The sequence below is a fragment of the Serratia sp. (in: enterobacteria) genome, from assembly GCF_052400455.1.
Lineage (GTDB): Bacteria > Pseudomonadota > Gammaproteobacteria > Enterobacterales > Enterobacteriaceae > Serratia > Serratia ureilytica.
Genome location: NZ_CP185812.1, coordinates 353576 through 371565, shown reverse-complemented (window position 1 = coordinate 371565; position 17990 = coordinate 353576). Strand labels below are relative to the sequence as shown.

The 17990-nt window shown below is 60.8% G+C and carries 13 protein-coding genes and 3 tRNA genes; 4 read left to right on the top strand and 12 right to left on the bottom strand.

Features of this window, described 5'->3' with window-relative positions:
• Window positions 1-31 precede the first annotated feature (31 nt).
• The 7 genes from hflX to nnr form a co-directional block, all read right to left on the bottom strand.
• Window positions 32-1312 carry a ribosome rescue GTPase HflX gene (gene hflX, locus ACORQT_RS01690; RefSeq protein ID WP_033641625.1) on the bottom strand — a complete coding sequence of 427 codons (1281 nt, stop codon included), beginning with the start codon at window positions 1310-1312 and terminating at the stop codon, window positions 32-34.
• A gap of 98 nt (window positions 1313-1410) precedes the next feature.
• The gene (gene hfq / locus ACORQT_RS01685) at window positions 1411-1719 is read right to left on the bottom strand and encodes an RNA chaperone Hfq (protein ID WP_004933678.1); all 309 of its coding nucleotides are present in this window, start codon (window positions 1717-1719) and stop codon (window positions 1411-1413) included.
• A 114-nt stretch (window positions 1720-1833) separates the two neighbouring features.
• Window positions 1834-2775, bottom strand: coding sequence for a tRNA (adenosine(37)-N6)-dimethylallyltransferase MiaA (gene miaA, locus ACORQT_RS01680; RefSeq protein WP_164057563.1), 942 nt, complete (start codon window positions 2773-2775; stop codon window positions 1834-1836).
• Window positions 2768-4651, bottom strand: a complete 1884-nt coding sequence (mutL, locus tag ACORQT_RS01675; protein WP_147838217.1) for a DNA mismatch repair endonuclease MutL — start codon at window positions 4649-4651, stop codon at window positions 2768-2770. Before mutL ends, miaA begins: the two co-directional genes overlap by 8 nt.
• A 22-nt stretch (window positions 4652-4673) precedes the next feature.
• Window positions 4674-6461 (bottom strand): N-acetylmuramoyl-L-alanine amidase AmiB, encoded by a 1788-nt coding sequence (amiB, locus tag ACORQT_RS01670; RefSeq protein WP_164057564.1) that lies wholly within the window; start codon window positions 6459-6461, stop codon window positions 4674-4676.
• Window positions 6462-6468: 7 nt separating this feature from the next.
• Window positions 6469-6939, bottom strand: a complete 471-nt coding sequence (gene tsaE, locus ACORQT_RS01665) for a tRNA (adenosine(37)-N6)-threonylcarbamoyltransferase complex ATPase subunit type 1 TsaE (RefSeq protein WP_025305017.1) — start codon at window positions 6937-6939, stop codon at window positions 6469-6471.
• A gap of 10 nt (window positions 6940-6949) precedes the next feature.
• On the bottom strand, window positions 6950-8464 hold the full coding sequence (nnr, locus tag ACORQT_RS01660) for a bifunctional ADP-dependent NAD(P)H-hydrate dehydratase/NAD(P)H-hydrate epimerase (protein ID WP_042783515.1): 1515 nt from the start codon (window positions 8462-8464) through the stop codon (window positions 6950-6952).
• On the opposite strand from nnr, the gene queG reads away from it, so the two are divergent.
• On the top strand, window positions 8463-9602 hold the full coding sequence (gene queG, locus ACORQT_RS01655) for a tRNA epoxyqueuosine(34) reductase QueG (protein WP_042783514.1): 1140 nt from the start codon (window positions 8463-8465) through the stop codon (window positions 9600-9602). The genes nnr and queG overlap by 2 nt on opposite strands.
• 311 nt (window positions 9603-9913) lie before the next feature.
• Here the strand turns inward: queG and ACORQT_RS01650 are convergent.
• The 4 genes from ACORQT_RS01650 to orn all read right to left on the bottom strand — a co-directional run bounded on the left by ACORQT_RS01650 (window position 9914) and on the right by orn (window position 10998).
• A tRNA-Gly gene (locus tag ACORQT_RS01650) sits at window positions 9914-9989 on the bottom strand.
• 53 nt (window positions 9990-10042) lie between these two features.
• Window positions 10043-10118, bottom strand: a tRNA-Gly gene (locus ACORQT_RS01645).
• Window positions 10119-10184: 66 nt separating this feature from the next.
• Window positions 10185-10260, bottom strand: a tRNA-Gly gene (locus tag ACORQT_RS01640).
• Between the two features lie 192 nt (window positions 10261-10452).
• Window positions 10453-10998 (bottom strand): oligoribonuclease, encoded by a 546-nt coding sequence (gene orn, locus ACORQT_RS01635; RefSeq protein ID WP_033641618.1) that lies wholly within the window; start codon window positions 10996-10998, stop codon window positions 10453-10455.
• Between the two features lie 245 nt (window positions 10999-11243).
• Here orn and rsgA point away from each other — a divergent pair, with 245 nt between their 5' ends.
• The 3 genes from rsgA to mscM all read left to right on the top strand — a co-directional run bounded on the left by rsgA (window position 11244) and on the right by mscM (window position 16624).
• A complete protein-coding gene (gene rsgA / locus ACORQT_RS01630; RefSeq protein WP_033641617.1) occupies window positions 11244-12293 on the top strand; it encodes a small ribosomal subunit biogenesis GTPase RsgA in 1050 nt (349 codons plus the stop codon).
• A 76-nt stretch (window positions 12294-12369) separates the two neighbouring features.
• Window positions 12370-13263 (top strand): archaetidylserine decarboxylase, encoded by an 894-nt coding sequence (asd, locus tag ACORQT_RS01625; protein WP_147838218.1) that lies wholly within the window; start codon window positions 12370-12372, stop codon window positions 13261-13263.
• 13 nt (window positions 13264-13276) lie between these two features.
• The gene (mscM, locus tag ACORQT_RS01620; RefSeq protein WP_042783512.1) at window positions 13277-16624 is read left to right on the top strand and encodes a miniconductance mechanosensitive channel MscM; all 3348 of its coding nucleotides are present in this window, start codon (window positions 13277-13279) and stop codon (window positions 16622-16624) included.
• Window positions 16625-16693: 69 nt separating this feature from the next.
• Here the strand turns inward: mscM and epmA are convergent, their stop codons facing one another.
• Window positions 16694-17671 (bottom strand): elongation factor P--(R)-beta-lysine ligase, encoded by a 978-nt coding sequence (epmA, locus tag ACORQT_RS01615; protein WP_004929681.1) that lies wholly within the window; start codon window positions 17669-17671, stop codon window positions 16694-16696.
• Window positions 17672-17990 lie beyond the last annotated feature (319 nt).

Here is a 17990-nt window from a genome sequence, read left to right as displayed (position 1 = left end):
TTTCGCGAAGCATAAATGTAACAGGATATGATCATACGATAAAGTCAATCAGGTCCTGTTCTTGCTTGCAGAGACGACGCCATTCGACGATCGGCATTCGCACCACCACGCCAATGCTGCCGTCCTCTTCGTTCCACTCTTTTTCAATCGCCTGAAGCTGGTAAAAACGGCTGCGAAGACGGCCTGCCCGTGGCGGTAAGCGCAATTCGTAATGCGCGATCTCCCCCGATAAGCGCTCCGTCAACGCCTGATACAGCAACGGAATACCCTCTCCGCTGGCGGCGGACAGCCACACCCGGATCGGCAGGTTTTCATCGTTGCGGTCGATACGCGGCACAAAATCGTCCAGCATATCTATTTTGTTCATCACTAACAGTGTAGGGATTTCATCCGAGTCTATCTCCGCCAGCACGGTGTTCACCGCGTCGATGTTCTCGTCGACACGCGGATCCGCCGCGTCGATGACGTGCAGCAGCAAAGAGGCCTGGCGCGTCTCCTGCAGCGTCGCCTTGAAGGCGGCCACCAGATCGTGCGGCAGGTGCCGGATAAAGCCTACGGTATCCGCCAACACGGTATCCCCCACGTCCGGCACGTCAATGCGCCGCAACGTAGGATCCAGGGTGGCAAATAGCTGGTCCGCCGCATACACCTCGGCAGACGTTATTCGGTTAAACAGGGTGGATTTGCCGGCGTTGGTATAGCCCACCAGCGATACGGTCGGCACATCGGCGCGGGTCCGCGCGCGTCGGCCTTGTTCACGCTGCTTCTCTACCCGCTCCAGGCGGCGCAGAATCAAGCTGATGCGATCGCGTAACAGGCGACGGTCGGTCTCAAGCTGGGTTTCCCCCGGCCCGCGCAGGCCTATCCCCCCTTTTTGCCGCTCCAGGTGCGTCCAGCCGCGTACCAGACGCGTGGCGATGTGACGCAGCTGCGCTAGCTCCACCTGCAGCTTACCTTCATGGGTGCGGGCACGCTGGGCGAAAATGTCTAAAATCAGCCCGGTGCGATCGATCACCCGGCATTCGCACAGGCGCTCGAGGTTTCTTTCCTGCGCCGGGGAAAGGGAATGATCAAACAGGACAACAGACGCGCCGCTGGCTTTCACCGCATCTGCAATTTCTTCGGCCTTTCCTTCACCGACAAAGTACTTCGGATGCGGGGCTTTGCGGCTACCAGTCACCACTTGCAAAGCTTCTACACCGGCTGAGGAGACCAGCGATTCGAACTCGCTGAGATCTTCCGTATCTTTGTCTTGCGAGAAATAGATATGAACCAGTACGGCCTGCTCACCGGCTTCATAACGGTCAAACAAGCGTGCAACCTCTCAAACGGACACTCACCGTGAGTTTGGGGGACATAAACAGCACGCGGCTGCTTATGCTCCCCGTCATGGTTGACTTGCAACGCGCTTTATTCAGCGTCATCGCTTTCCTGCTGCGGCTGTTGCTGCGCAGACGGATTGTTACCATGGTGATAGTTGCTTGAACCGCCGCTCGGATTGTTGCTGTGATGCGAGACCGGGCGTGACGGGACAACGGTAGAGATAGCGTGCTTGTACACCATCTGGCTAACCGTGTTCTTCAACAGGATGACAAACTGGTCAAAAGACTCAATCTGGCCTTGCAGCTTAATACCATTCACCAAATAAATAGAAACCGGAACACGTTCACGACGCAATGCGTTCAGGAACGGATCTTGCAAAGATTGCCCCTTAGCCATTCTATCTTTTCCTTATTTGCTTGTTGTTTGTAACTAAGAACCTGTCGGCTCTAAAATAAACGACGTAAAAAATTTGCGCGCTGAATACTCAGCAATTGTACACAATCACCCAACCTATGCACTAACAACCTGTGTCACCGAGTCCAAAGCCTCTCCCGGCTTTTCACTGTCCAACCAATGGACCGACTCCCAACCCCGTAACCAGGTCATCTGGCGTTTAGCCAACTGACGTGTTGCGCAAATACCACGATAAACCATCTCATCGTAACTAATTTCACCAGACAAGTATGACCACATCTGGCGGTAACCGACACAGCGAATGGAGGGCAAGTCCGTATGCAAATCACCCCGTGCGAAAAGTGCACGCGCTTCCGTCTCAAAACCCGCCGCCAACATTTGATGGTACCGCAGCTCGATGCGTTGATGGATCAACTCACGGCTGGTCGGCGCTATCGCAAATTGGTGAACTTGATACGGTAACGATTCACCCGAAATTTTAGTCAGTTCCGTTAAAGTTTTACCCGAAATAAAAAAAACTTCCAGTGCTCTGGACAGTCTCTGCGGATCATTCGGATGAATTCTCACTGCCGCGACCGGATCGATCGCCTGTAACTGACGGTGCAGCGCCTCCCAGCCCAGCTCCGCCGCTTGCCGTTCGATGCGCTCGCGCACCGCAGGATCGGCGGACGGCAACGGCGACAATCCTTCCAGCAACGCCTTGAAATACAACATGGTGCCGCCCACCAACAGCGGAATGCGGCCGGCGGCGGTGATATCGGCCATCTCTTTCAGCGCATCGGCGCGGAACTCCGCAGCCGAGTAAGCTTCGGCGGGATCGCGAATATCGATCAGCCGATGCGGCGCCTGCGCCAATTCTTCGGCGTTCGGCTTGGCGGTGCCGATATCCATGCCGCGATAAATCAGCGCGGAATCGACGCTGATCAGTTCCACCGGCAGGCGCTCGCGCAGCGCGATCGCCAGCGCGGTCTTGCCCGAGGCGGTCGGCCCCATGATGAAAATAGCCGGGGGACGTGATGTCATTTCAGTTTCAGTCATGCTTGAGGGCCGCCAGTGCGGCCTGTAAATCAACGGGTTGTAAAAGTCCGCTCGGTGGCGATTTGACCAGCTGCGGGCAAAGTCGTTCAACGTCGGTCAGCAATTGTATCGCTTGCGAGGTGTTCCACTGTTCATGTTCGCTGCCGAGACGGCGAGCGAGCCAGGTGGCCAACACCGCGGGCGACATCTCCTGATGCTCGGCCAGATAGCCTAACAGTTCGGGTATCAGTTTTTGTAAATTTTGTTGGCGTAATGGTAAAGGCACTGCGCGCAGCGTCACACGGCCGTGATCCGTCTGCAAGTCCAGCCCCATCATCGTCAGCAGCGCCTGATGCCGTGGGATGGCCGCCGCTTCGTTCTTGTCCAACGTCAGCTTGACTGGGATCAGCAGCGGCTGCGGCCGCAGCCCTTCCGTCGGCGGATTGAGCTGCGCCTGGCGCAGCCAGCGCTCGGCCACCGTCAGGTTGAGCAACGCCGGCTGCTGGCGCTGTTCAATCAGTGCGTAGCACGGCGGATGGATCATCAGCACCCGGCCAAAGCTGTGTTGCCCGCTCGCCAACGGCGTTTCCACGGCGGCTTTCACCGGTGGGAACAGCGGCGGCCGACTCGGGGCTTCCGGCGCGGCCTCAGCCTGCGGCTCGGCGGCAGGCCGCATCAGTTTGCCGTACAGCTCGCCTTCGCGTTTCTGGTAACCGCCCGCCGTTTGCCAACCGGGCTGCGGCGCGCGCTCGCGGGCAGCGCCGGCCGGTGGCGGCGTTTCGCGACGCGGCGCCGGCTGTGAAAAATGGTTGCCGCCAGCGGCGACGCGGTTTTCCTGCTGCCAGACCGGCGCAGGCGCCTCGTCAGGCGTTTCCGCCAGCGGCAGCGACGGCGTCTGCCCGGCCTGTTGCAGCACCGTGGTCACCGCCTGGTAGATAAAATCGTGCACCAGCCGCGCCTGATGGAAACGCACCTCGTGCTTGGCGGGATGAACGTTGACGTCCACCTGGTGCGGATCCACCTCCAGATACAACACGTAAGCGGGCTGCTGATCGTCTTTCAGCTGATCCTGATAGGCCTGACGAATGGCGTGGTTGATCAAGCGATCGCGCATCATGCGGCTGTTGACGTAGCAATACTGCATTTCACCCAGCTGGCGCGCCCCGTCCGGATCCGCCACCCAACCGCGGATGCTCAGATCGCCATGCTGCCAGTCGATGTTCAGCGCATGCTGCAAAAACGCCGGGCCGCAGATGCTGCCCAAACGGCGCTCGTGCTGGCTTTCTTCCTTCGCCGCACGATATTGGCGGATCAGTTTGCCGTTGTGGCTGAGGTTGATCGCCACATCGAAGCGCGCCAGCGCGATGCGCCGCACCACTTCATCGATATGGCCGAATTCGGTTTTCTCGGTGCGCATGAACTTGCGGCGCGCCGGGGTGTTGTAAAACAGATCCAGCACTTCCAGCGTGCTGCCGACCGGGTGCGCGGCGGGTTTGACCGTCACCGCCTGTTCGCGCCCTTCGGCATAGGCTTGCCACGCTTCGCTCTGGTCTGCGGTGCGCGACGTCAGGGTCAAACGGGAAACCGAGCTGATGCTGGCCAGCGCTTCGCCGCGAAAACCGAGGCTGACGATCGCCTCCAGGTCGTCGAGCGTGCTGATTTTACTGGTGGCGTGCCGCGCCAGCGCCAGCGCCAGATCGTCCTTGCCGATGCCGCAGCCGTTGTCGCGAATGCGGATCAACTTGGCGCCGCCGCGTTCGATATCGATATCGATGCGCGTCGCACCGGCGTCCAGGCTGTTTTCCACCAGCTCTTTGACGACCGACGCGGGGCGTTCAACCACCTCTCCGGCGGCGATCTGGTTGGCGAGCTGTGGCGGTAACACCTGGATAGGCATGCTGACTCCTGTAGCGGTGGCGCTAGGCCTGCGGAATGGTCAGCGTCCGATCCAGCGGCGCGACGTCCGACTTCAGATTATTGACCCGTTTCAAATCGCCGACGCTGACCCCGTAGCGAGAAGCGATGGAGGACAGCGTGTCCCCGCGGGCCACTTTATGTTTAGACGGCTTCTTCGCCGGCGTTTTCGCTTTGGTGACGGCGGCGGTTTTCCCCGCCGGCACCTTCAGGCGTTGCCCGACCCACACGCCGTCTTTCTTCAGTTTGTTCAGATCCCGCAGCGCCGCCATGGTCGTGCCGTAGCTGTCGGCGATGCCGGACAGCGTCTCCGCCCGTTTCACCACGTGGATCTGGGTCTTGCCGCTTACGTTGCGGCTCGCGCCGGCCGAGCTGACGATAGGCTCAGGCTGGCGCACGTCTGGTGTTGAAGTGTTAACCGCCGCTGCGACGTCCAGCGGTCGGTTTTCCACCTTTGGGTCGGCTTGCAGCGGATGCGCCAGGAAGTAGCTGCGCAAGCCGTTATGAATGGCCTTGGCAATCTTCTCCTGATACGCGCTACTGCCCAGCAGCCGCTCCTCCGTGCTATTACTGATAAATCCTGTTTCCACCAGCAGCGATGGAATATCCGGCGAACGCAGCACGCCCAGGCTGGCGTGTTCCGGACGGCGTTTATGCAACGATCCAACGCTCTGCAGCTGCTGCAGCACCTTCACCGCCACATCGTAGCCAACGCGCTGCGAGTGGCCGAACTGCAGATCCAGCACCGCCTGGCTCAGATAAGGGTCGGCCTGGCTGTTGGCCAGCAAGTCGCCGGCGCCGCCGAGCAGCTCGGACTGCTTCTCATGCTGTTCGAGCCAACCGGCCATTTCGCTGTTGGCGCGGCGATTGGACAGCACCCAGACGGAAGCCCCGCTGGCGCTGCGGTTTGGCGCGGCGTCGGCGTGGATGGAGACCAGTACGTTGGCGCCCTGTTTACGCGCAACGTCGGAACGCCCCATCACCGAAATAAAATAGTCGCCGTTACGCGTCAGCACCGGCTTGAACTGCGGATCGGCGTCCAACATCGCCTGCAGGCGGCGCGCGATGGCGATAGTGACATTCTTTTCTTTCAACCCGCTCGGGCCGATGGCGCCCGGATCCTGGCCGCCGTGGCCGGCGTCGATCGCCACCACCACCCGATCGCCGGAACCGGCGGAAACGCGGCTGCTGCGTGGCGTCACCTCAGTGGCGGTGCCCGCGACAACGCTCTGTTTATTGGTAAAGGGATTCGATCCCGTCGGCGCTTTGCGCAGCGGCGGCTCCGGCGCTTCACGCACCGCGACCGGCGCCTGACGCGGCGGTTGGCTAACGGCGACCGGCGCAGGCGTTTGGACCGGCGCTTTACGCGCCACGGTATTGACGCCGCCTTCGGCCGTTAGGGTGAATACCACGGTGTGCACGCCGCCGTTCTGGCGGGTGGAGACGCGGGTTTTAGCGCGCTGAGTCAGATCAAACACCAGGCGCACGCTCTGAGCGTCTTTCGGCGCGCTGGAGCGAATGCTTTTCACCAGGTTTTGGCCGCTGAAATTGAGCGGCAGCCCGCCGACCTTGCCTTTCTGGTTGACGTCCAGCACCACGCGCTCCGGGCCGTGCAGCGGGAAAAACGCGTAGTCCGGCGGGCCATTGAAGCTCACCGACACCGTCGCTTCGCGCTGGGCGTTGGACACTTTGATATCGGACAGCGAGGACGCCGCCAGCGCGTTCAACGCGCCGAGCGGCCCCAGCACGGCGATCAGCATGATGACCGCAAATTTTTTCAACGCATGCGTCATTGCAGCATCATCCCTGTGATCCATGAATACGGTCTAACAGCTGGCTGCCGTAAGCAGAAATCGCCTCGATCTTCGCCTCTCGCCCCTCGCCCTGATAGCTGAGGTGCAGCGCCAGATCCGGCTCCGGCAGCACGCCGGTGCCCTGCTGCGGCCATTCGACCAGGCAGATGGCGTCTTGCGCGAAGTAATCGCGAATGCCCATAAATTCAAGCTCTTCCGGATCGGCCAGGCGATACAGATCGAAGTGATATACCGCCAAGGGCTGCAAGGCATAGGGCTCCACCAGCGTGTAGGTCGGGCTTTTGACATTGCCCTGATGCCCCAACGCCTGCAGGAAGCCACGGCTGAAGGTGGTTTTACCGGCGCCCAGGTCGCCGTAGAGATAGATGACGCTGGCGCGATCGCAGGCCTTGGCCAAAGTGGTGCCCAAAGCGACAGTCGCTGCCTCGTCCGGCAGAGGTAAAACGAGTTCTTTCATTCGATAAAGTCTATTTTGCCCACTCAGGGTTAACGAAATGAAGGATGTCCGGCAGTAAATCGGTCGCCAACATGCCTCTTGTTCCTTGTCTTTCCGCTACGCGATCGCCGGCCGCGCCGTGTACGACGCAGCCCGCACAGGCGGCATCATACAGCGAGAGCTTTTGCGCCAGCAAACCGCCGATGATGCCCGACAGCACATCGCCCATGCCGCCGGAGGCCATGCCGGCATTGCCGACGTCGGCGAGCGCCATCTGGCCCTGCTCATCGGCGATCAGCGTGCCGGCGCCTTTCAGCACCGCCACGCCGCCATAGCGCGCCGTCAGGTTACGCACGGCAAGTAAGCGATCACTCTCGATGTCGGCAGTGCTGCAGCTCAACAGCCGCGCCGCCTCTCCGGGATGCGGAGTCATCACGCGATTCTGCCGTTTCTCGGGATTTAATGCCAGCAAGTTCAGCGCATCGGCGTCCCACAAGGCCGGTTTATCGCTGGTTTGCAGCACGTTCAAGGCGTTTTTGCCCCACTCAGCCTGGCCCAGCCCCGGGCCAATCACCAGCACGTCCGCCCATTGCATCGCCTGCCGCAAGGTCGTCTCGTCCAGCGCCTGCGCCATCAACTCCGGCCTGGCCGCCAGCAGCGGCGCGACGTGCTCAATGTGAGTAAGCACTCGCACCAATCCAGCCCCGCTGCGCAGCGCCGCTTCCGCCGCCATGCGAATGGCGCCGCCGAATCCGCGGTCGCCGCCCACCAGCAGCAGACGGCCATGCTCGCCCTTATGAGCGCAGGGGCGCCGCGGATGCAGCCAGCGCGGCAACGCCTCGGCGGTAAGCCGCTGAATCTGTTCCGGTTGCTTCGCCAACCAATCCGATAAGCCTAGCGTATTCTGATGAAGTTGCCCGACCCAGTCGCGCGCCTGCCCGGTCAGCAAGCCCGGCTTGAGGCCAATGAACGTGACGGTATGCGCGGCACGCACGACCGCGCCCGGCGCCGCGCCGCTTTCCGCCAGCAGCCCGGACGGAATATCGAGCGCCACCACCGGCGCCGAATGGCGGTTGGCGGCCTCGATCAGCGCATCGTAAGGCGCGCGCGGCGCGCTGCCCAGGCCGGTGCCTAACAGACCGTCGATAATAAGAGAGACGGACGCCGGCCAGCGGCTGTTCGCCGGCAGAATATCGCCGCCAGCGGCCAGCCAAGCCTCGCGGGCCGCTGCGGCCTCCGGCGGCAAAGGGCGTGCGCCTTCGCAGGCGATCACCGTCACCTGCACGCCCGCCGCCTTCGCCAAACGCGCCACCACATAGCCGTCGCCGCCGTTGTTGCCGTGGCCACAGAGCACCAGCCAGTGGTTGCAGGAGGGATAAGTGTCGCGCGCCAGTACGTAGGCCGCCTGACCGGCGCGCAGCATTAAATCGTAAAGAGAAAGACCGAGCGAGGCCGCCGCCGCGGGTTCCGAACGACGGATCCAATCCGCAGGCCAGACAGAGTGTGGTAAACTGTCAGCGTATGCTTTTTCACTGTGGCCCGTCATGACGCACCCCCTCGATCTCCATCAACTCGCCCAACATATCAAGCAATGGGGGCAATCGCTAGGATTCCAGCAGGTTGGCATCTGCGATACCGATCTCAGCCTGGAAGAGCCGAAGCTGCAGGCCTGGCTCGACAAACAGTACCACGGCGAGATGGAGTGGATGGCGCGCCACGGCATGCTGCGCGCACGCCCTCACGAGCTGTTGCCGGGCACGCTGCGGGTGATCAGCGTACGCATGAACTACCTGCCGGCCAAGGCGGCGTTCGCCAGCACCCTGCAGAACCCGCAATTGGGCTACGTCAGCCGCTATGCGCTGGGGCGCGATTATCACAAGCTGTTGCGTCAGCGCCTGAAAAAGTTGGGCGATCAGATCCAGGCCTACTGCGGCGAACTGAATTTCCGCCCCTTTGTCGACTCGGCGCCGGTCATGGAGCGCGCGCTTGCCGCCAAGGCGGGCATTGGCTGGGTTGGTAAACACTCACTAATTCTTAACCGCGAAGCCGGATCCTGGTTTTTCCTCGGCGAACTGCTGATCGACCTGCCGCTGCCGGTGGATAAGCCGCAGGAAGAGCAGTGCGGCCGCTGCGTCGCCTGCATCACCACTTGCCCGACCGGGGCCATCGTCGCGCCCTACACCGTCGATGCCCGGCGCTGCATTTCCTATCTGACCATCGAACTGGAAGGCGCGATCCCGGAGGAATTCCGGCCGCTGCTCGGCAACCGTATCTACGGCTGCGACGACTGCCAGCTGATCTGCCCGTGGAACCGATTTTCGCAACTCACCGACGAAGACGATTTCAGCCCGCGCGCCGCGCTGCATGCGCCGCAGCTGATCGATCTGTTCAGTTGGACGGAAGAAAAATTCCTGCGCATCACCGAAGGCTCGGCGATACGCCGCATCGGTCACCTGCGCTGGCTGCGCAATATCGCCGTGGCGCTGGGCAATGCGCCTTATGAGGACAGCATCGTGCTCGCGCTGCGCACGCGTTTGGACCAGGACGCCATGCTGGACGAACATATCCACTGGGCGCTGGCGCAACAGCTCGCTCGCCGTGAAGCGCAGGGCATCGAGGTGCAAACGGCGCAGAAAAAACGGTTGATACGGGCTGTGGAAAAAGGTTTGCCAAGGGATGCCTGACGGGGTGCGCCGCACGGGCGTATCGCCCGAAATCTCACTCTGTGGATTTGTGCATAAAAATAAAAACACGTTGTCTTTCAACTGCAACAAAAAGAGCAAGTGATCGGCATAACGTTTTGGGATAAATAAATAAGCTTATAAATCAAATATGTAAATATTTAATTTGTATGACGTTGATTTTTCAGGCTGGCGGGTTTATGTACAGAGACTGTGGATAACTCTGTTCACAACGTTTTTAGCAGGTGTGTAAAACGGGACAAAAACCCGCGCCGGAGAAGGCGTTGGATTTGAGTTTGAAACGAAGAGAAAATTGGAGCGGGAAACGAGACTCGAACTCGCGACCCCGACCTTGGCAAGGTCGTGCTCTACCAACTGAGCTATTCCCGCATTGAGATGCTTTTGGCATCCGGTCACCAAACACTGGCGTGACCTTTGAATTTTGGAGCGGGAAACGAGGCTCGAACTCGCGACCTCAACCTTGGCAAGGTTGCGCTCTACCAACTGAGCTATTCCCGCGTCGCATAGGTACTGCTTGATACTGCTTTATTTATTCATCATGCCGCATCGCGACATTGTTGAATTTGGAGCGGGAAACGAGACTCGAACTCGCGACCCCGACCTTGGCAAGGTCGTGCTCTACCAACTGAGCTATTCCCGCCCGGCGTATCGATGGTGGAACGTTACGAAATTCTTCATCGGTACGGGGTGCGCATTATACGAGAAATCCTTTTTGTCGCAAGCCCCTGAAAGCAAAAAAACGCGATTTTTGTTTGATTGCCGATTAAAGCGCCAGATTGGCGAATTAAGCGGCTAAAAACGGCATTTTTTCCCCGCAGAGGCCGCCATCGCCTTAAAGCTGAATGAAATGCTCGCGGTAATAAGCCAGTTCGGCCACCGATTCGCGGATGTCATCCAGCGCCTGATGGGTGCCCTGCTTCTTAAAGCCGCCGAGAATTTCCGGCTTCCAACGGCGCGCCAGTTCTTTCAGCGTGCTGACGTCCAGGTAGCGGTAATGGAAGTAGGCCTCCAGCTCCGGCATGTAGCGGAACAGGAAACGGCGATCCTGGCCCACGCTGTTGCCGCAGATCGGCGATTTACCGGCCGGCACCCATTGCTGCAGGAAGGCGATGGTTTCCAGCTCGGCGGCGCGATCGTCCTGCCGGCTGGCTTTCACCCGCTCCACCAGCCCGCTGCCGGTATGGGTGCGCACGTTCCACTCGTCCATCAAGGCCAGCTGCTCGTCGGATTGGTGCACGGCGATCACCGGCCCTTCCGCCAGGATGTTCAGATTGGCGTCGGTGACCAGCGTGGCGATCTCGATAATGCGGTCACGCTCGGGATCCAGCCCGGTCATCTCCAAATCGATCCAAATCAGGTTATTTTCGTTTGCTGTCATGATGTTTCCTGCCTAAAAGCCGAGAGAAAAACGCTGTGCGGACGAGACGACGGCCGCCGCCGATGGCGACACGCCGCAGCCGGCGGCTAACAACGGTTATTTAATATAAAATAGCGTGTATCATAGTCTTTTTGGTCGCCATGGGCGACATATACCCTGACGGGTTCAAGGCTGCGCCCGGGGCAAGTCCCCCGCCGCGGCTGTGCGTATACGTAAAGGTATAAAACCGATTCAAGTGAGGCGCAGTGAGTAAGAACAAACTGTCCAAAGGTCAGCAACGCCGCGTGCAGGCGAACCATCAGCGCCGTCTGAAGCGCGCCGATAACAAACCGGAACCGGATGATTCCCAGCTGGGCGAGCCGCAGGAAGGCGTCGTCATCAGTCGTTTCGGCATGCACGCCGACGTTGAGGCGCCGGATGGCACTCAGCACCGCTGCAACATCCGCCGCACATTGCGTTCGCTGGTGACCGGCGATCGCGTGGTGTGGCGCCCCGGCCTGGGCGCCCATGAAGGGGTAAAAGGCATTGTGGAAGCGGTGCACGAACGCACCTCGGTGCTGACGCGCCCGGACTTCTATGACGGCGTGAAGCCGATCGCCGCCAATATCAATCAGATCGTCATCGTGTCGGCGATCCTGCCCGAGCTGTCGCTGAACATCATCGACCGTTATCTGGTGGCCTGCGAAACGCTCGAAGTCGAGCCGCTGATCGTGCTCAACAAAATTGACCTGCTGGACGCCGAAGCGCGCAAGCTGGTCGACGGCATGATGGATATCTATCGCAAGATTGGCTACCGGGTGCTGGAAGTCTCCAGCCAAACGCGGGAAGGCATGGCGGAGTTCGAACAGGCGCTGGCCGGGCGCATCAGCATCTTCGCCGGTCAGTCCGGGGTCGGCAAGTCCAGCTTGCTGAACGCGCTGCTGCCGCCGTCTGAAGAGCAAATTCTGGTAAATCAGGTTTCCGACGTCTCGGGCCTCGGGCAACATACCACCACCGCCGCGCGGCTGTACCATTTCCAGCACGGCGGCGACGTGATCGACTCCCCGGGGGTGCGCGAGTTTGGCCTGTGGCACCTGGAGCCGGAACAAATCACCCGCGGCTTTGTCGAATTCCGTGATTATTTAGGCGGTTGCAAATTCCGCGACTGCCGCCACGATACCGATCCCGGCTGCGCCATTCGCGCGGCGATGGAGAAAGGCGATATCGCGCAAGAGCGGTTCGACAACTATCACCGTATTCTGGAAAGCATGGCGCAGGTGAAGGTTCGCAAGAACTTCACGGACGCCGCAGACTGACACTGACGAGCGAGCATTGACGACGGCGGAGCCCTCGTTACAATGCGCGCCCTTTACCCTGATTCACGAGGTTAACGTGCTGGATAGCATCAAGATTAAACTGCAATATTGGCTGCCGAAGCTGGCGCTGACCCGCCTGGCGGGCTGGGGCGCCGACAAACGGGCCGGCTGGCTGACCCAACTGGTGGTCAAAACCTTCGCCCGCTACTACCGCGTGGACATGCAGGAAGCGCAAAATCCGGACCTGGCGTCTTACGCCACCTTCAACGATTTCTTCGTGCGCCCGCTGCGCGACGGCGCGCGCCCCATCATCGCCGACGCCAACTGGCTGGCGCTGCCTGCCGATGGCGCCATCAGCCAGCTCGGCCCGATCCGCGACGATCAAATCTTCCAGGCCAAAGGCCACCACTACAGCCTCGAAGCGCTGCTGGCCGGCAACTATCTGTTGGCCGAGCCGTTCCGCAACGGCCTGTTCGCCACCACCTATCTGGCGCCGCGCGACTATCACCGCGTACACATGCCGTGCGCCGGCGTGCTGCGCGAAATGATCTATGTGCCGGGCGATTTGTTCTCGGTCAACCCGCTCACCGCCGCCAACGTGCCTAATCTGTTCGCGCGCAACGAGCGCGTGATCTGCGTATTCGACACCGACATCGGGCCGATGGTGCAAATCCTGGTCGGCGCCACCATCGTCGGCAGCATCGAAACCGTCTGGGCCGGCACCGTCACGCCGCCGCGCGAAGGCATCATCAAACGCTGGACCTACCCGGCCGCCGGCGAAGAAGGCGCCATCGCGCTGGAAAAAGGCGCCGAGATGGGCCGTTTCAAACTCGGCTCCACGGTGATCAACCTGTTTACCGCAGGCAGCGTGCAGTTTGCGCCGCAGCTGCATAACGGCACCGTCACCCGCATGGGTGAAGCCTTCGCCGAAATTCCGGCCGCCGCTGAAACGCCACAGACCCCGCTCTAAAGGAATCGACGCCGTGCGCCTATTCATCACGCTTTTGCTCGGTTGCCTGCTGTGGCAACCGGCGCTGGCCGCCCCCGTGCCGACCGAGACCCAGCTCAAACAGGAGCTGAAGCAGGCGGAAAGCAGCAAAAACGCGCCGAATCAGGCGGAAACCACCGAGGCGCTGCAAAGCGCCCTCAACTGGCTGACGGAGCGCAAAGAGTCGCAGACTCGCTCCGAGCAGTATCAGAGGGTGATCGACGATTTTCCGAAGATGACGCAGGAACTGCGCCGTCAGCTGGTGCTGGAAAGCAACAAGATCTTGCCTAACGGCGACGATCTGCCGGCCGCCGAGCTGGAACAGCAGATCCTGCAAACCAGCAGCCTGCTGCTGGAACAGGCGCGCCTGCTGCAGCAAGAACAGGATCGCACGCGGGAGATCAGCGATTCGCTCGGCCAGCTGCCGCAGCAGCAGACCGACGCCCGCCGTGCGCTGACGGAAGTGCAGCGCCGTCTGCAGGCGCAGCCCGCCAACCCGACCACGCCGTATGCGCAGGCCGCACTGGCCCTGCTGCAGGCCGAAGCCGCGGCGCGCAAAGCCAAAGTGGACGAGCTGGAGCTGGCGCAGCTGTCGGCCAACAACCGTCAGGAGCTGGCGCGCATGCGCGCCGAGGTCTATAAAAAGCGCCACGAGAAAATAGACGTTCAGCTGCAGGCGCTGCGCAATAACCTCAACGCCCAACGCCAACGCGAAGCAGAGCTGGCGCTGGAAAAAACCGAGCAGTTGGCCGAGCAGAACGGCGATTTGCCAAAAAGCATCAGCCAGCAGCTGCAGATCAACCGCGAACTGTCCGCCGCGCTGAACAGCCAGGCGCAGCGCATGGATCTGATTTCATCGCAGCAGCGGCAGGCGGCGGCGCAGACGCTGCAGGTGCGCCAGGCGCTGAGCACCATCATCGAGCAGGCCCAATGGCTCGGTTCGTCGTCGGCGCTGGGGGAAACCCTGCGCGCCCAGGTGGCGACACTGCCGGAAATGCCCAAGCCGCAACAGCTGGACGGCGACATGGCCCAGCTGCGCGTGCAGCGCCTGCAGTTTGAAAACCAGCTGGAAAAACTGTCGCAGCGCGAATTCAAACGCGACGACGGCAGCGCGCTGACCAACCAGGAGCAACGCATCGTCGATGCCCAGCTGCGCACCCAGCGCGAGCTGCTCAACTCGTTATTATCCGGGTGCGACACCCAAATCCTCGAGCTGACCAAGCTGAAGGTGGCCAACACCCAGCTGATCGAAGCGTTGAACGAAATTCGCGACGCCACCCACCGCTATCTGTTCTGGGTGCCGGACGTCAATCCGATCAACTTCTCCTACCCGCTCAACGTGGCGCACGATCTGACGCGCGTCCTGTCGCTGGACACGCTGTCTCAACTCGGCGGCGCCTTCATGATGATGGTGACCAGCCGCGAAACGCTGATCCCGATCTTCGGCGCCCTGCTGCTGGTGATTTTCAGCATCAGCTCGCGCAAGCATTACCACGCCTTCCTCGAGCGCGCGAGCAGCCGTGTCGGCAAGGTGACGCAGGACGAATTCTTCCTGACGGTGCGCACCGTGTTCTGGTCGATTCTGGTGGCGATGCCGCTGCCGGTGCTGTGGGCCGCGCTCGGTTACGGCCTGCAAAGCGCCTGGAACTACCCGGTGGCGGAAGCGATCGGCAAAGGAGTAACCGCCACGCTGCCGATCCTGTGGATCTGCATGATCTGCGCCGCCTTCGCCCACCCGCAGGGACTGTTCATCGTGCACTTCCGCTGGCCGGCGAAGCAGGTTTCGCGCGCCATGCGCTACTACAAGATGTCGATCTGGCTGATCGTGCCGCTGATCATGGCGCTGATCACCTTCGATAGCCTGAAAGAACGCGAGTTCGCCAACACCCTGGGGCGGCTGTGCTTCATCCTGCTGTGTCTGGCGCTGGCGCTGGTCACCCACAGCCTGAAACGCGCCGGCATTCCGCTGTATCTGGATAAAAACGGCTCCGGCGACAACATGCTCAACAGCGCCTTCTGGGGGCTGCTGCTGTCGGCGCCGCTGCTGGCGGCGCTGGCCTCGACCGTCGGTTACCTCACCACCGCGCAGGCGCTGTTGGCGCGTCTGGAAACTTCGGTGGCGATCTGGTTCCTGCTGCTGGTCGTCTACCACATCATCCGCCGTTGGATGTTGATCCAACGGCGGCGCATCGCCTTCGATCGCGCCAAGCAGCGCCGCGCCGACATTCTGGCCCAGCGCGCCCGCGGCGAAGACGAAACTTCACATACCCCGAACAGCACCGAAGGCGCCATCGATCCGGACGATTCTGACTTCGATCTGGACACCATCAGCGCCCAGTCGCTGCGGCTGGTGCGTTCGATCCTAACGCTGATCGCGCTGGTGTCGGTGATCGTACTGTGGTCGGAGATCCACTCCGCGTTCGCCTTCCTGGAAAACATCTCGCTGTGGGACGTAACCTCGACGGTGAACGGCGTGGAAACCGCCCATCCGATCACCCTCGGCGCGGTTCTGATCGCCATTCTGGTGTTGATCATCACCATGCAGCTGGTGCGCAACCTGCCGGCGCTGCTGGAGCTGGCGGTGCTGCAGCACCTGGATCTGTCCCCGGGCACCGGCTACGCCATCACCACCATCACCAAGTACCTGCTGCTGCTGTTCGGCGCGGTGCTCAGCTTCGCCTGGATCGGCATCGAATGGTCGAAACTGCAGTGGGTGGTTACCGCGCTCAGTCTGGGGTTGGGCTTCGGCATGCAGGAGATCTTCTCCAACTTCATCTCCGGCTTGATCATCCTGTTCGAGAAACCGATCCGCATCGGCGACACCGTGACGATCCGCAATCTGACCGGCACCGTCACCAAGATCAATACCCGCGCCACCACCATCTCGGACTGGGACCGCAAAGAGATCATCGTGCCGAACAAAGCGTTTATCACCGAGCAGTTCGTCAACTGGTCGCTGTCGGATACCCTGACCCGTGTGGTGCTGACCGTACCGGCGCCGGGCGAGGCCAACAGCGAAGAAGTGACCAAGATCCTGATGAACGCCGCCGAGCGCTGCGCGCTGGTGCTGGATAACCCGGCGCCGGAGGTCTATCTGGTCGATCTGCAACAAGGCATTCAGATCTTCGAGATGCGTATTTACGCCGCCGAGATGGGCCACCGTATGCCGCTGCGCCATGAGATCCACCAGCTGATCCTGGCGGGCTACCGCGAGCACGGCATCACGCTGCCGTACCCGCCGTTCCAGGTGCGTACCGAGACACTGTCGCGGCTGACCAACAACGGCCGCACGCCGCCGTCCACGCCGGCGCCGAACACCAAGCGCGACGCCGGGGGGCTGTAAGCGCTTCTCGCGATAAAAAAAGGGGTCGGCAAATGCCGACCCCTTTTTGCTTTTTCGCCGCCTGAAACGTCAGGCGATCCCGACCGGGAAGGCTAATACGTCGCTCAGGCTCTCGGCGCCCAGCGCCAGCATCACCAGACGATCCACGCCCAGCGCCACGCCGGAACATTCCGGCATGCCGTGCTGCAACGCCGCCAACAGGTTGTAGTCGATCGGTTGCTGCGGCAGGCCGCGCTCCGCGCGTTTGCGGTTGTCCTGCTCGAAACGCTGCTGTTGTTCACGGCCGTCGGTCAGCTCGCGGAAACCGTTCGCCAGCTCGATACCCTTGAAGTACACCTCGAAACGCTCCGCCACGCGGTGGTCTTCGGTGCTGATCTCCGCCAACGCCGCCTGGCTGGCCGGGAAGTGGTACACGAACGCCGGTTTTTCACGGCCGATATGCGGTTCCACGCCCACGGTGAACAGCAGCTGCAGCAGCGTATCGCGATCTTCTTCGGTATCGGCGATGTTGCTTAGATCGAGTTTGGCCGCTGCTTCGCGCAGCTGCGCCTTCTCCGCCGACAGCGGATCGATGTCCAGATGGCGCAGGAACGCCTGCTGATAGGACAGGGTCTCCGCGCTCTCGCAGTCCAGCACCTGCTGCAGCAGATCGTCCACTTCATTCATCAGGCGGTACATGTCGTAGTGCGGACGGTACCACTCCAGCATGGTGAATTCCGGGTTGTGATGCCGCCCGGCTTCTTCATTGCGGAAGCTGCGCCCCATTTGGTAGATCGGGCCGCTGCCCGCCGCCAACAGGCGCTTCATGTGATATTCCGGGCTGGTCATCATGTATAGCGTCAGGCCCTCTGCCGCTCCCGGCCCGACGAAACGCGTCTCGAACGGGAACAGGTGAACGTCGGTGACCGTCGCCTGGCTCATGGTGGGCGTCTCAACTTCCAGCACACCACGATCGGCGAAGAAACGCCGGATCTCAGCCAGAATCGCTGCGCGTTTCAACAAATTGGCGATGGGTGCACTAGGCTGCCAGCTTGCCGTTTCGCTCATGGTAATTAACTCCGAAATCAAACAGGGGATGCAGTCTACTCGCATCCTTGCAGCCAAACAAATTCTTCACGATGCGCAACCGGCGATAACGCCAATTTCCGATAAAAGGGCGGCAAAAGCGCGTTAAAAAGAGTAAAGCCGGCCGAACGCACAAAAAAACAGACAAGGCTGCCGGGCAAGCGTTAATCGACAAAACAATCGATCACATCAAATTTCGACTACTTAACTTTAGGTATAGTTAATTCCCCATTATTGGTGGGAGATATCTATCCTTAACCTTTAAGCAACATTAATCGGTTCAATTAGTTAGCACCCGAAG

What these genes read in the sequence shown, in the direction of transcription:
- hfq (WP_004933678.1), bottom strand. Translation starts at nt 1,719, where the DNA reads ATGGCTAAGGGGCAATCTTTGCAAGATCCGTTCCTGAACGCATTGCGT.
- miaA (WP_164057563.1), bottom strand. Translation starts at nt 2,775, where the DNA reads ATGACTGAAACTGAAATGACATCACGTCCCCCGGCTATTTTCATCATG.
- mutL (WP_147838217.1), bottom strand. Translation starts at nt 4,651, where the DNA reads ATGCCTATCCAGGTGTTACCGCCACAGCTCGCCAACCAGATCGCCGCC.
- amiB (WP_164057564.1), bottom strand. Translation starts at nt 6,461, where the DNA reads ATGACGCATGCGTTGAAAAAATTTGCGGTCATCATGCTGATCGCCGTG.
- tsaE (WP_025305017.1), bottom strand. Translation starts at nt 6,939, where the DNA reads ATGAAAGAACTCGTTTTACCTCTGCCGGACGAGGCAGCGACTGTCGCT.
- queG (WP_042783514.1), top strand. Translation starts at nt 8,463, where the DNA reads ATGACGCACCCCCTCGATCTCCATCAACTCGCCCAACATATCAAGCAA.
- nnr (WP_042783515.1), bottom strand. Translation starts at nt 8,464, where the DNA reads ATGACGGGCCACAGTGAAAAAGCATACGCTGACAGTTTACCACACTCT.
- orn (WP_033641618.1), bottom strand. Translation starts at nt 10,998, where the DNA reads ATGACAGCAAACGAAAATAACCTGATTTGGATCGATTTGGAGATGACC.
- epmA (WP_004929681.1), bottom strand. Translation starts at nt 17,671, where the DNA reads ATGAGCGAAACGGCAAGCTGGCAGCCTAGTGCACCCATCGCCAATTTG.